The 13,714-nt window shown below is 41.5% G+C and carries 12 protein-coding genes and 1 riboswitch; of the genes, 8 read left to right on the top strand and 4 right to left on the bottom strand.

Annotated features, from left to right (window positions below; genetic code table 11):
- Nucleotides 1–70: 70 nt before the first annotated feature.
- Nucleotides 71–862, bottom strand: a complete 792-nt coding sequence (gene thiD, locus HT734_RS01695; protein ID WP_061759192.1) for a bifunctional hydroxymethylpyrimidine kinase/phosphomethylpyrimidine kinase — start codon at nt 860–862, stop codon at nt 71–73.
- Nucleotides 863–945: 83 nt separating this feature from the next.
- Nucleotides 946–1,043, bottom strand: a riboswitch (TPP riboswitch).
- 184 nt (nt 1,044–1,227) lie between these two features.
- Here thiD and HT734_RS01690 point away from each other — a divergent pair.
- From HT734_RS01690 to manA, 7 genes are all read left to right on the top strand, one after another.
- On the top strand, nt 1,228–1,623 hold the full coding sequence (locus HT734_RS01690; RefSeq protein WP_001167198.1) for a CopY/TcrY family copper transport repressor: 396 nt from the start codon (nt 1,228–1,230) through the stop codon (nt 1,621–1,623).
- Nucleotides 1,624–1,633: 10 nt separating this feature from the next.
- The gene (locus HT734_RS01685; protein ID WP_000935061.1) at nt 1,634–2,005 is read left to right on the top strand and encodes a cupredoxin domain-containing protein; all 372 of its coding nucleotides are present in this window, start codon (nt 1,634–1,636) and stop codon (nt 2,003–2,005) included.
- A 9-nt stretch (nt 2,006–2,014) separates the two neighbouring features.
- A complete protein-coding gene (locus HT734_RS01680; RefSeq protein WP_061759193.1) occupies nt 2,015–4,258 on the top strand; it encodes a heavy metal translocating P-type ATPase in 2,244 nt (747 codons plus the stop codon).
- A gap of 211 nt (nt 4,259–4,469) precedes the next feature.
- A complete protein-coding gene (spxB, locus tag HT734_RS01675) occupies nt 4,470–6,245 on the top strand; it encodes a pyruvate oxidase (protein WP_061759194.1) in 1,776 nt (591 codons plus the stop codon).
- A 154-nt stretch (nt 6,246–6,399) separates the two neighbouring features.
- Complete coding sequence (locus HT734_RS01670) at nt 6,400–6,747, top strand: VOC family protein (protein ID WP_173278201.1); 348 nt, start codon at nt 6,400–6,402, stop codon at nt 6,745–6,747.
- Nucleotides 6,748–7,008: 261 nt separating this feature from the next.
- Complete coding sequence (locus HT734_RS01665) at nt 7,009–8,448, top strand: 6-phospho-beta-glucosidase (RefSeq protein ID WP_000136071.1); 1,440 nt, start codon at nt 7,009–7,011, stop codon at nt 8,446–8,448.
- Between the two features lie 120 nt (nt 8,449–8,568).
- A complete protein-coding gene (gene manA / locus HT734_RS01660; protein ID WP_001294273.1) occupies nt 8,569–9,513 on the top strand; it encodes a mannose-6-phosphate isomerase, class I in 945 nt (314 codons plus the stop codon).
- Between the two features lie 40 nt (nt 9,514–9,553).
- On the opposite strand, the gene HT734_RS01655 is transcribed toward manA, so the two are convergent.
- Nucleotides 9,554–10,894, bottom strand: coding sequence for a sodium-dependent transporter (locus HT734_RS01655; protein WP_173278203.1), 1,341 nt, complete (start codon nt 10,892–10,894; stop codon nt 9,554–9,556).
- A gap of 247 nt (nt 10,895–11,141) precedes the next feature.
- Here HT734_RS01655 and HT734_RS01650 point away from each other — a divergent pair, with 247 nt between their 5' ends.
- The gene (locus HT734_RS01650) at nt 11,142–11,882 is read left to right on the top strand and encodes a MerR family transcriptional regulator (RefSeq protein ID WP_000274775.1); all 741 of its coding nucleotides are present in this window, start codon (nt 11,142–11,144) and stop codon (nt 11,880–11,882) included.
- A gap of 41 nt (nt 11,883–11,923) precedes the next feature.
- Here the strand turns inward: HT734_RS01650 and HT734_RS01645 are convergent, their stop codons facing one another.
- Both HT734_RS01645 and HT734_RS01640 read right to left on the bottom strand, forming a co-directional pair.
- On the bottom strand, nt 11,924–12,445 hold the full coding sequence (locus tag HT734_RS01645) for a DUF1697 domain-containing protein (RefSeq protein ID WP_000400052.1): 522 nt from the start codon (nt 12,443–12,445) through the stop codon (nt 11,924–11,926).
- Nucleotides 12,446–12,482: 37 nt separating this feature from the next.
- Nucleotides 12,483–13,661 (bottom strand): NAD(P)/FAD-dependent oxidoreductase, encoded by a 1,179-nt coding sequence (locus tag HT734_RS01640; protein WP_004247535.1) that lies wholly within the window; start codon nt 13,659–13,661, stop codon nt 12,483–12,485.
- Between the last annotated feature and the right edge of the window lie 53 nt (nt 13,662–13,714).

The following is a 13,714-nucleotide window of genomic DNA, read 5'->3' as shown; positions in this document are numbered from 1 at the left end:
TAGTTTGAAAAGATTTTCGAAAAGTATAAAAACTCTCTAATTCCCTTAAAGTGGGAACTAGAGAGTTTTTTTAATCTTTAAAACTTGTATGGTTGACTGGACCAGAACCATGACCGAGTTGAGGGGCATCTTGAATGGCTTTTGTGATAAAGGCCTTGGCCTTATCGACTGCTTGATAGAGGGTTTTCCCCTTGGCTAGTTCAGCCGTAATCACAGCAGCAAAGGTACATCCAGTACCATGTGTATGACAGGTTTGAATTCGTGGACTTTCCCAGACAAATTGCTCATCCTTGGTAAAAAGGAAATCCTTAGCACCACCTTCGAGATGGCCACCTTTGATGACCACCGACTGAGGACCAAATTCTTTTAAAATCAGGCGACCAGCACGCTGCATGTCTTCGGGGTCATGGATTGAAAAACCAACAATCTCTTCTGCCTCAGGAAGATTGGGTGTGATGATGGTTGCAAGTGGAAGCAGGTTTGTTTTTAGGTAGGTTCTGGCACTGGTATCAATCAGAGTGTCTCCACTAGTAGCGACCATAACAGGGTCAAGGACGTAGGGACAATCTAGCTTTTTAAGATAGGGCTGGATGATTTCCATAATTTCAGTAGTTGCCAACATGCCAGTTTTTACAGCCTGAGGTGGGATATCCGAAAAGACACTCTCCAATTGGGATTTCAACATTTGAGGAGAAACGTGCTCGATTAGCTGAACACCTCTGGTATTTTGAGCGACAAGACTGGTCACAACGGCCATTCCATAGACATCTCTAGCTTGGAACGACTTTAAGTCAGCCATAATGCCAGCACCGCCACTAGGGTCAGTCCCTGCAATGGTCAAAGCAACGGGTAAATAAGTCATCTAAAACCTCCCAACCAACTGAAGTTTGTATTCTTAAGAACAAGCTAGTCTGTTTTAGAAAGGCAATAGAAGACTGCTAGTCCCCATTATCATTTCCACTTCCATCAGCTAGCATTACCTAGATTGAGTCAAAGGGTCTAACAGTCGTTAATCTCAGCTTTACGCACCCCTAGTGGTTGTTTTCTTTTTTTCTTTAGTATAGCATATTTTTATAGTTTATATAGTAAGATTTGACTGAAAATCCTTTATCGTATGGTTAAAATTCAATTTTTCAAAGAAAAGATAAATTTTATGGTTGACAAATGTAGATTTTAAGAGTATACTAATAACTGTAATTGACAAATGTAGATTTAGGAGGTGTGCTAATGCAGATTTCAGATGCAGAATGGCAGGTCATGAAGATTATTTGGATGCAAGGAGAGCAGACCAGTACGGATTTGATCAGGGTTCTGGCGGAGCGGTTCGACTGGTCCAAGTCAACCATTCAAACTCTTTTGGCTCGTCTGGTTGAGAAAGAGTGTCTGACTCGGAAAAAAGAAGGCAAGTTCTTTGTCTATTCAGCCCTATTAACTCTGGACCAAAGTCGGGATTTACTTGTCCAAGATATCAAAGACAAGGTTTGTTCTCGTAGGATTAAGAACTTGTTGGCTGATTTGATTGCCGAATGTGATTTTACTCAGGCTGACTTGGAAGACTTGGAAGCTGTGATTTCTGAGAAGAAATCAAGCGCTGTAACAAAAGTAAAATGTAATTGTATGTAAAGGAGACGTCATGTTAAATAGTATTGTAACCATTATTTGTATTGCCCTTATCGCGTTTATCTTGTTTTGGTTTTTCAAAAAGCCTGAAAAATCTGGACAAAAGGCCCAGCAAAAAAACGGCTACCAAGAGATTCGAGTGGAGGTCATGGGGGGCTATACGCCTGAGTTGATTATCCTCAAGAAATCAGTGCCAGCCCGCATTGTCTTTGACCGTAAGGACCCTTCGCCCTGTTTGGACCAAATTGTTTTTCCAGACTTTGGTGTACATGCGGACCTGCCAATGGGTGAAGAGTATGTAGTGGAAATCACGCCTGAGCAGGCTGGAGAGTATGGTTTCTCTTGTGGCATGAATATGATGCACGGCAAGATGATTGTAGAATAGGAGAATGATATGACTGAAATTGTAAAAGCAAGTCTTGAAAATGGTGTTCAAAAAATCCGTATCACGGCAGACAAAGGCTACCATCCAGCCCACATTCAACTGCAAAAAGGAGTTCCTGCTGAGATCACCTTTCACCGTGTGACACCTTCAAACTGTTATAAGGAAATTCTATTTGAAGAAGAAGGCATCTTGGAACCAATCGGCGTAGATGAGGAGAAAGTCATTCGATTTACACCTCAAGAATTAGGTCAACATGAATTTTCTTGTGGCATGAAGATGCAAAAGGGGAGTTATACCGTAGTTGAGAAGACTCGAAAATCTCTATCACTTTTACAGCGTTTTTGGATTACTAGTATCTTTACTGTGCCTCTTGTGATTCTCATGATTGGGATGTCTACAGGAGGAATTAGTCACCAAGTCATGCGTTGGGGCACCTTTTTAGCCACAACACCGATTATGCTAGTAGCAGGTGGTCCTTATATCCAAAGTGCTTGGGCTAGTTTTAAAAAGCACAATGCCAACATGGATACCTTGGTTGCTCTGGGAACCCTAGTGGCCTATTTCTATAGCTTAGTTGCCCTCTTCGCTGGTCTCCCCGTTTACTTTGAAAGTGCTGCATTTATCTTCTTCTTCGTTCTTCTGGGAGCCGTTTTTGAGGAGAAAATGCGGAAAAATACTTCCCAAGCTGTGGAGAAATTGCTGGACTTGCAGGCTAAAACAGCAGAAGTCTTGCGTGAGGATCGCTATGTTCAAGTTCCTTTGGAACAAGTCAAGGTAGGTGATCTGATTCGAGTGCGTCCCGGTGAAAAGATTGCTGTTGATGGTGTCGTAGTAGAAGGTATCTCTAGTATTGATGAGTCTATGGTGACAGGTGAGAGTCTGCCTGTGGACAAGACAGTTGGAGATACCGTCATTGGTTCAACCATCAATAATAGTGGAACACTTGTTTTTAGAGCAGAAAAAGTTGGTTCAGAGACTGTTTTGGCTCAGATTGTGGATTTTGTGAAGAAAGCTCAGACAAGTCGTGCTCCGATTCAGGACTTGACTGATAAAGTTTCAGGGATTTTTGTTCCAGCAGTTGTCATTTTAGGGATTGTGACCTTTTGGGTTTGGTTTGTCTTGTTGAGAGATAGTGTAGTCGTGCTTGGAGCTAGCTTTGTGTCCTCTCTTCTCTACGGAGTGGCGGTTTTGATTATCGCCTGCCCTTGTGCCTTGGGGCTCGCAACACCGACAGCCCTTATGGTAGGGACAGGACGCAGTGCCAAGATGGGAGTTCTACTCAAAAATGGAATGGTTCTACAGGAAATCCAGAAAGTCCAAACTCTTGTCTTTGATAAGACTGGGACTTTGACGGAAGGGAAGCCTGTGGTAACAGATATCATCGGCGACGAAGTAGAAGTGCTTGGATTGGCAGCCTCCTTGGAAGAAGCTTCTCAACACCCACTGGCTGAAGCCGTTGTGAAACGAGCGAGTGAAGTTGGACTTGAGTTACAAACTGTTGAAAATTTCCAAGCCTTGCACGGAAAAGGTGTCTCAGGGCAAATCAATGGAAAACAAGTTCTGCTTGGAAATGCTAAAATACTGGATGGCATGGATATTTCTAGTATTTATCAAGAAAAACTAGAAGAACTGGAAAAAGAGGCTAAGACAGTTGTTTTCTTGGCTGTTGAGAATGAAATCAAAGGCTTGCTTGCTCTGCAAGATATTCCCAAGGAAAATGCAAAGCTAGCTATCAGCCAGCTGAAAAAACGTGGACTTAAAACTGTCATGCTGACAGGAGACAATGCAGGTGTGGCGCGTGCCATTGCCGATCAGATCGGAATCGAAGAGGTCATTGCAGGTGTCTTGCCAGAAGAAAAAGCCAACGAAATCCATAAACTACAAGCGGCTGGAAAAGTAGCCTTTGTTGGTGATGGCATCAATGACGCTCCTGCCCTCAGTGTAGCAGATGTGGGGATTGCTATGGGAGCTGGAACAGATATTGCTATCGAGTCAGCAGATTTGGTGTTGACAACTAATAACCTCCTAGGAGTGGTTCGTGCCTTTGACATGAGTAAGAAAACCTTTAATCGAATTCTGCTCAATCTTTTCTGGGCCTTTATCTACAATGTCGTTGGAATTCCGATAGCAGCAGGAGTCTTTTCAGGTGTTGGACTGGCCCTCAACCCAGAACTGGCAGGTCTAGCTATGGCCTTTAGTTCAGTATCTGTTCTGACCAGTTCCCTTCTGTTAAACTTTAGTAAAATAGATTAAAAGCGAGCTTGCTCGCTTTTTATTATAAAACAGAATCTAAAAACGTTTTCAAACTGTACTGTAATAGATAATAAGAACTTGTGAGCAGATTCTTAGTAAAGTCGAACTAAATGTGGTAAATTAGTAGAGTAAAAATTTGCTGAAACGTTTTCAAAAAAGTATACGAAACTTTTTTAGTAGATTTAAAAATATTTGAAGGAGAGTTATCATTATGACTCAAGGGAAAATTACTGCATCTGCAGCAATGCTCAACGTATTGAAAACATGGGGCGTAGACACAATCTACGGTATCCCATCAGGAACACTCAGCTCATTGATGGACGCTTTGGCTGAAGACAAAGATATCCGCTTCTTGCAAGTTCGCCACGAAGAAACAGGTGCTCTTGCAGCGGTTATGCAAGCTAAATTCGGCGGCTCAATCGGGGTTGCAGTTGGTTCAGGTGGTCCAGGTGCGACTCACTTGATTAACGGTGTTTACGATGCAGCTATGGATAACACTCCATTCCTAGCGATCCTTGGATCACGTCCAGTTAACGAACTCAACATGGATGCCTTCCAAGAATTGAACCAAAACCCAATGTACAACGGTATCGCTGTATACAACAAACGTGTAGCTTACGCTGAGCAATTGCCAAAAGTAATCGACGAAGCTTGCCGTGCTGCAGTTTCTAAAAAAGGTCCAGCTGTTGTTGAAATTCCAGTAAACTTCGGTTTCCAAGAAATCGATGAAAACTCATACTATGGATCAGGTTCATACGAGCGTTCATTTATCGCTCCTGCTTTGAACGAAGTTGAAATCGACAAAGCTGTTGAAATCTTGAACAATGCTGAACGTCCAGTTATCTATGCTGGTTACGGTGGTGTTAAAGCTGGTGAAGTAATCACTGAATTGTCACGTAAAATCAAAGCACCAATCATCACTACTGGTAAAAACTTCGAAGCTTTCGAATGGAACTACGAAGGTTTGACAGGTTCTGCTTACCGTGTTGGTTGGAAACCAGCCAACGAAGTGGTCTTTGAAGCAGACACAGTTCTTTTCCTTGGTTCAAACTTCCCATTTGCTGAAGTATACGAAGCATTCAAAAACACTGAAAAATTCATCCAAGTCGATATTGACCCTTACAAACTTGGTAAACGTCACGCCCTTGACGCTTCAATCCTTGGTGACGCAGGTCAAGCAGCACAAGCTATCCTTGACAAAGTGAACCCAGTTGAATCTACTCCATGGTGGCGTGCAAACGTTAAGAACAACCAAAACTGGCGTGATTACATGGACAAACTCGAAGGTAAAACTGAGGGTGAATTGCAATTGTATCAAGTTTACAATGCAATCAACAAACATGCTGATCAAGACGCTATCTACTCAATCGACGTAGGTGACACTACTCAAACATCTACTCGTCACCTTCACATGACACCTAAGAACATGTGGCGTACATCTCCACTCTTTGCGACAATGGGTATTGCCCTTCCTGGTGGTATCGCTGCTAAGAAAGACAATCCAGATCGCCAAGTATGGAACATCATGGGTGACGGTGCATTCAACATGTGCTACCCAGACGTTATCACAAACGTTCAATACGACCTTCCAGTTATCAACGTTGTCTTCTCAAATGGTAAATATGCCTTCATCAAGGACAAATACGAAGACACAAACAAACACTTGTTTGGTTGTGACTTCCCTAATGCTGACTATGCGAAAATCGCTGAAGCTCAAGGAGCTGTTGGATTTACAGTTGACCGTATCGAAGACATCGATGCAGTTGTTGCAGAAGCTGTTAAATTGAACAAAGAAGGTAAAACTGTTGTTATCGATGCTCGCATCACTCACCACCGTCCACTTCCAGTAGAAGTACTTGAATTGGATCCAAAACTTCACTCAGAAGAAGCTATCAAAGCCTTCAAGGAAAAATACGAAGCAGAAGAACTCGTACCATTCCGTCTCTTCTTGGAAGAAGAAGGTTTGCAATCACGCGCAATTAAATAATTTCTCTCGTCGAAAATCAAATGTAAACTGCGTTATCTTCACCTTGCCGTACTCCAGTACTGCCTGCGGTTTGATGCCTTGTTTATTCTTTGATTTTCATAGAGAGAAACTTGAAAAGATCGGAGCAATCCGGTCTTTTTATGGAGAATAGTAAATGAATTTAAATCAATTAGATATTATCGTTTCAGATGTTCCCCAAGTCTGTGCTGATTTGGAGCATATCTTGGATAAAAAGGCAGATTATGCTGATGATGGTTTTGCTCAGTTTACGATTGGCAGTCACTGTCTGATGTTGTCCCAAAATCATTTGGTTCCTTTGGAAAACTTTCAGTCAGGAATCATTCTTCACATTGAGGTTGAGAATGTAGATCAGAACTACCAACGGTTGAAAGAACTTGGTATCCAGGTTTTAAACGGTCCAACTGTAACCGATTGGGGAACAGAGTCCTTATTAGTTAAAGGACCTGCTGGTCTAGTGATTGATTTTTATCGTATGAAATAGGACGCTTAGTCATTTGAAGATAATCTTAACTATTCTTAAAACAGAATGTGAGAATATGAACTATTGAAAGATCGGAGCAATCCGGTCTTTTTCTTATCACAAGACTGTGATAGTTTACATTTTTATAGCAAAACTCTCAAACTCTTGCTTATTTTTTATTCAAACGTAAAAGCCAGCTCAGGACATCATTACCCAGATAGTTCCAAATTTTTTGTTTTCTTTTTAGTATAATAGAACTATCAAATCAAATGAGGTAAAGTGATGACAGAAATACTACAATTTCCAGAGGGCTTCCTTTGGGGTGGTGCTACGGCAGCTAATCAATGTGAGGGGGCTTATAATCTAGATGATCGAGGTCTTGCTAACGTTGATGTGGTACCCATTGGACCAGACCGTGAAGCCATAATCATAGGTCAGAAAAAGATGTTCTCGTTTGAGGAGGGCTATTTTTACCCAGCAAAAGAAGCTATTGATATGTACCATCATTACAAGGAAGATATCGCTCTTTTTGCAGAAATGGGCTTTAAGACTTATAGACTTTCCATTGCTTGGACTCGGATTTTTCCTAAGGGCGACGAAACCGAGCCAAATGAAGCTGGTCTAGCCTTTTATGAGGATTTGTTTAAGGAATGTCATAAGTATGGAATCCAACCTCTGGTAACCATTACGCATTTCGACTGTCCTATGCACTTGATTGAAGAGTACGGTGGATGGCGCAATCGTCGGATGTTAGACTTCTATGAAAAACTTTGTCGCACACTCTTTACCCGCTATAAGGGTTTGGTCAAATATTGGCTTACCTTCAACGAAATTAACATGATTCTCCATGCACCCTTTATGGGAGCTGGGCTCTGTTTTGAAGAAGGAGAAAATCAAGAACAGGTTAAATACCAAGCTGCCCACCATGAATTGGTGGCCTCGGCCATGGCGACTAAGCTTGCCCACGAAATTGACCCAGAAAACAAGGTGGGATGTATGTTGGCTGCAGGGCAATACTATCCTAACACAGCCCATCCGAGAGACTACTGGGCTACTATGGAAGAAGACCGTAAGAGTTACTTCTTCATTGATGTTCAAGCGCGTGGGGAATACCCAAATTACGCTAAGAAGCAGTGGGAACGTGAAGGAATTAAGGTTGAAATGGCTCCAGAAGATTTGGATTTGTTGAAGAATCACACTGTTGACTTTGTTTCCTTCTCTTACTATGCAAGTCGAGTGGCCTCAGGGGATCCAGAAGTGAGGGATCTGACTGCTGGGAATGTCTTTGCCTCTATCAAAAATCCTTATCTTGAATCCTCAGAATGGGGATGGCAGATTGACCCACTTGGCCTTCGTATCACCCTCAATGCCATCTGGGATCGTTACCAAAAGCCAATGTTTATCGTAGAAAATGGACTCGGTGCTATGGACACGCCAGATGAGAATGGTTATGTAGCAGATGACTATCGGATTGCTTACTTAAAGGCTCATATCAAGACTATGCGAGATGCCATTTACCAAGATGGAGTTGACTTGCTTGGTTATACGACTTGGGGTTGTATCGATCTGGTTTCAGCTGGAACAGGCGAAATGAACAAGCGCTATGGCTTTATCTATGTGGATAGAGATAATGCTGGTCATGGAAGCCTCAAACGGAGCAAGAAGAAGTCCTTCTACTGGTACAAGGATGTCATTGCCAGCAATGGTGCAAGTATTGAGTAGAGCACATTTGTTTACTATTTTTATAAAATCTTCTCCCTACTTTATAAGATATGAAAAAGAGTTCAACTGGAACTCTTTTTTTGCTATAATGAAGGGAGAAAAATCAGACAGGAGATCGACATGTCAGAACCATTATTTTTAAATTCCGTTATGCAAGAAAAAATCTGGGGTGGAACCAAGCTACGCGATGAGTTTGGATACGACATCCCAAGTGAAAAAATCGGAGAATACTGGGCTATCTCAGCTCATCCAAATGGTGTCTCTAAAGTTGCCAATGGTCGTTTTGAAGGAACAGATCTAGCTACTTTATATGCAGAGCACCGTGAATTGTTTGGCAATCGTCCAGAACCTGTATTTCCGCTATTGACAAAAATCCTCGATGCCAATGACTGGCTCAGCGTCCAAGTTCACCCAGACGATACTTATGGACTAGAGCATGAGGGCGAACTTGGAAAAACAGAATGCTGGTATATCATTGCTGCGGATGAAGGATCAGAGATTATCTATGGTCACAATGCAAAGTCAAAAGAAGAACTCCGCCAGCAAATCGAGGACAAGAACTGGGATAGTTTATTGACAAAAGTACCAGTTAAGGCTGGGGATTTCTTCTATGTACCAAGTGGCACCATGCATGCTATCGGGGCAGGTATCTTGATTCTTGAAACCCAACAATCTAGTGACACCACCTATCGCGTCTATGACTTTGACCGTAAGGATGACAAGGGAAATTTGCGCGAACTTCACCTTGAAAAATCTATCGATGTTTTGAACATTGGAGAGCCTGCAAATAGCCGTCCAGTAACTATCAAAGCCGACGATTTACGCTCAACTCTCCTTGTATCCAATGACTTCTTCGCAGTCTACAAGTGGGAAATTACTGGGAAAGTTGAATTCGAAAAGACAGCTGATTACAGCTTATTGAGTGTCTTAGCTGGTCAAGGTCAGCTTACTGTAGATGGGAAAAACTATCCGATTCAAAAAGGTAGCCACTTTATCCTACCAAGTGATGTTGAATCTTGGACTCTGGAAGGACAAGAATTAGAATTGATTGTTAGCCATCCATAACAAAGAAAGGGCCTGAGTTCACTACTCAAGTCCTTTTTGATTACATAAATTGGGCGATAAAGACCACAATGATAATGATTGGAATGACGAAACGAAGAAGGAAGAGCCAGACTTGGAAAAGTCCCTGTTTCCATGTTGTTTCATCAAGGTGTAGTTCTTCCATGGCAAGAACCTTTTTGAAGATGTAGCCTGTAAAGAGTGAAAGGCAGAGAGCTCCAAATGGCATGAGGAGATTGGAAACCAAGAAATCCATAGCGTCAAAGAAGGTCTTCCCAAAAATGTGAACATCTGCCATAACACCGTAAGAAAGGGCTGAAGGAATTCCAAAGACAAAGGTCAAGATTCCTAAAATCGCACTCCATTTGGCACGCTTACTGTTGTCCTGATCGGTGATATTGCCCACATTGATTTCTAGCATAACGACAGAAGAAGTGACCGTCGCAAAGAGGAAGAGCAAGAGGAAGAGGATGTAGAAAATAGTTCCAAAAGGCATCTTGTCAAAGAGCTGAGGCAAGACGATAAAGAGTAAGCTCGGTCCCCCTTCAGACTGGATATTGAAGGCTGACATGGCTGGGAAAATGGCAAGACCTGCCATGATAGATACCGAGATATTCATGGCTACAATGGAAATTCCTGATTGGACCAGATTGGTTTTCTTGTCCAAGTAGGAAGCATAGGTCAGCATGGCTGTAACCCCTAGTGAGAGGGCAAAGAAAGATTGTCCCAGAGCATAGAGGAGACCGGCGCTCGTCAGTTTTGAAAAGTCTGGTTTGAGGAAGTAAAGAATCCCTTCCATGGCATTTGGCAAACTGAGAGAACGACCGATGATGACGACAAAGATGATAAAGAGCAGGGGCATCATAACCTTAGATGCTCTTTCAATCCCTTTTTGAACACCACGTGATACAATAAAGATGTTCAATAATATAAAGGCAGCTTGTGCGCCTAGGGCAATGGCTGGATTTGAAATGATTGAAGTAAATAACTGAGCGTAATCACCTGTTCCACTAAGTTGGAACAATTTTCCAAACTCAATGCCTAGATAGACTAAAATCCATCCTCCAATAACACTGTAGAAAGATAAGAGGATAAAGAGGGCAAAGGCACCAATCCAACCGATGAAGTTGTACTTGCCATTCTTGCCCAGTTTTCCAAAGGTTTTAATCCCAGAGACACCAGCACTTCGACCGAGGGCAAATTCAGCTAGTAAAAGGGGAAAACCGATTAAAATAGTGGAGATAAGAAAGACCAGTAAAAAGCCTCCACCGCCATTAGCAGCAGTCATGTAGGGGAATTTCCAAACGGCACCAAGTCCGATGGCTGAACCAGCAGATGCTAGGATAAAGCCCAGTTTAGAACCCCATTGCGATTTTTCAGACATAGTTAAACTCCTAAAATTAGTGTTACAAAAGAAAAAGCTACTGCCCTTGGCAAATAGCCTCATCAGTACTCAAGATGAGCGTTTCTTTTGATTGATAGACTTGACTATCCTATCATGTTTTCTAAGGTCTGTCAAGAAAACCATTTTCAAGTTTTCACAGCTTTCTCAAAAATTTTTAAAAATTTCGCAAAAACGCTTGACTCTGACCTAAGGGGAGGGGTTATACTATCAATGTAAGGAGAAAATCATGTACCATATAAAAGAAGCTGCGCAGCTTTCGGGCGTATCTGTCAAAACCCTACACCACTATGACAAGATAGGACTCTTGGTTCCTTTAAAGTCAGAAAACGGCTATCGAACATACAGTCAAGAGGATTTGGAACGCCTTCAGGTCATTCTATATTACAAATATCTAGGCTTTTCTTTAGAAAAAATAGCAGAGCTGTTAAAGGAAGAGAGATCAGATTTATTGCCTCATTTGACTAGACAGTTGGACTATTTGACTCGTGAAAGGCAACATCTGGATACCTTGATTTCCACCTTGCAAAAAACCATTCAAGAACATAAAGGAGAAAGAGAAATGAGCATTCAAGAGAAATTTGCTGGGTTTAACTACCAAGACCATCAAAAATACCACCAAGAGGCGGTAGAGAAATATGGACAAGAAGTCATGGACCAAGCGCTCGAACGTCAAAAAGGTCACGAAGATGAGGCTACGATTGCCTTCAACCAAGTTTTTCAAGCTTTGTCACAAAATCTTCAAGCTGGTTTACCTGCAACAGCAACTGAAAACCAAGAGCAAGCAGCCAAGCTCTTGCAAGCCATCCGTACTTATGGATTTGACTGCTCTATTGAAGTCTTCGGTCATATTGGTAAAGGCTACGTCTATAACCCAGAGTTTAAGGAAAACATTGACAAATTTGGAACTGGCACTGCCCAATACACATCAGATGTGATTGCTCATTATGTCCAAACTCAGACAAAATAAAATCGGAGGAGTATTCTTCCGATTTTTTCTAAATTCAAGTATTACTTGCTTAATAATTTTTCTACCACATTTAGTTTTCGCATGGTCAAATCTACATTAAAAAGCTTTTCAAGATAGTTGGTATGGAGTTTCTTTTGTTTTGCAGTTCTAGGGAGATAGAGGTAGAGACAGTGGTTACCGATACAAATTTCTTCTTCACCGTAATCAATTTTCAATTTTTCTAAAGGTAGACTTTGAATAGATTCTTGATAAAAAATCACGTGTATACGGTCATAAAGATAGTGTTCTCCAAAAGGGTTTTCTTGGACAATTTTTGTAAAATCACTTTTGTTCTTGATAACCATTTTTAAGTCGGCCCCAATTTTTTCCTTTATCAGAGTATGAACACGTTCTCGTATTGTTTCTAAATCTAAGTCACTTTCAAGAATGATATTCCCACTTTGAATATAGGTTCGAACTTGTTGAAAACCAGCTTCTGTTAAGATATCTACTAGATAAGACATTTTAGGGATAGCATTTTTTCCATTAGGAGTAACACCTCTTAGTAAAATAATATGTTCCAAAGGACTTCCTTTCTTATTTGGTATTTTAGTCATTCAATTATTTATATATTTGATTTGAGCCTGCCACCCAACCAGTACAGAGGGCTGAAGTGATGTTAAAGCCACCCGTGTGGGCGTTAATATCCATGACCTCGCCTGCAAAGTGGAGTCCAGGGACTAGCTTACTTTCCAGAGTTTTAGGATTAATTTCCTTAAGACTGACACCACCCTTGGTAACAAAGGATTTAGCTAAGGACATTTTACCAGTAACAGGAATTTTAAGTCCTTTGATGGACTGGAGAAGTTGTTCTTGTTCCTTTTCAGTCAACTGTTTGACTTTGTCAGGATAGCATTGCACAAAAAAATCTGCCAAGCGTTCTGGAAGCAAAGTTTTTAAGGCATTTTTCAAGGATTTTTCCCGATTTTCTTCTAGAAATGCAGCCAAATCCTTCTCGGAAAGTTGAGGCAAAACATCCAGTGAGAGAATCTCCCCACCCTTTACAAAGCTAGACATACGTAGGGCAGCAGGGCCAGACAAACCAAAGTGGGTAAAGAGCAAATCGTGAGTGATGACATGCTTACCATAACTTAAGATCACATCATCTAGGGAAATTCCCTGTAAGGCCTTATGTGGAAAATCTGTCAACAAAGGACTTTCAGCAGCCTCAAGCTCGGTAATGGTGTGCTTGAAATGACGAGCAATCTCGTGACCAAAACCAGTCGAACCAGTTGAAGGATAGGATTTTCCACCAGTTGTGACAATGAGTTTATCACAAGTGAAGGTTTGGTCAGCTGACTTAAGGACAAACTTGTCATCTACCTTTTTTACTGAAACAATCTCTGTTTGAGTAGCAACTTGGCCACCTAATTCAGTGATTTTCTTTTCCAAGGCCTCGATAATAGTCCGAGATTTGTCGCTAGCAGGAAAGACGCGGCCGTGGTCTTCGACCTTAAGTTTAACACCATTTTCTGTAAAAAAGTTAATGATATCATGGTTATCAAACTGAGAGAAGACACTGTAAAGAAAGCGTCCGTTCCCAGGGATTCCAGCTAGTAGGTCGTCTAGAGTTCCGTTGTTAGTTACATTGCAACGTCCCCCACCAGTTCCAGCTAATTTCTTTCCAAGTTTCCGATTTTTTTCGATGAGGAAGGTTTTCTGTCCATAAAAGCTACTGGAAATCGTAGCCATCATGCCAGCAGGACCTCCACCGATGACAATAGTATCAAAATGTTTCATAGCTCTATTGTACCACAAAAAAACAAGAGATGAAGTCACCTCTTGTCAAGAAT

The organism is Streptococcus sp. k-90 (assembly GCF_013277565.1).
Taxonomy (GTDB): Bacteria; Bacillota; Bacilli; order Lactobacillales; family Streptococcaceae; genus Streptococcus.
The sequence above is the reverse complement of the archived record's forward strand: the minus strand, read 5'-3'. Positions and strand labels throughout refer to the sequence as shown.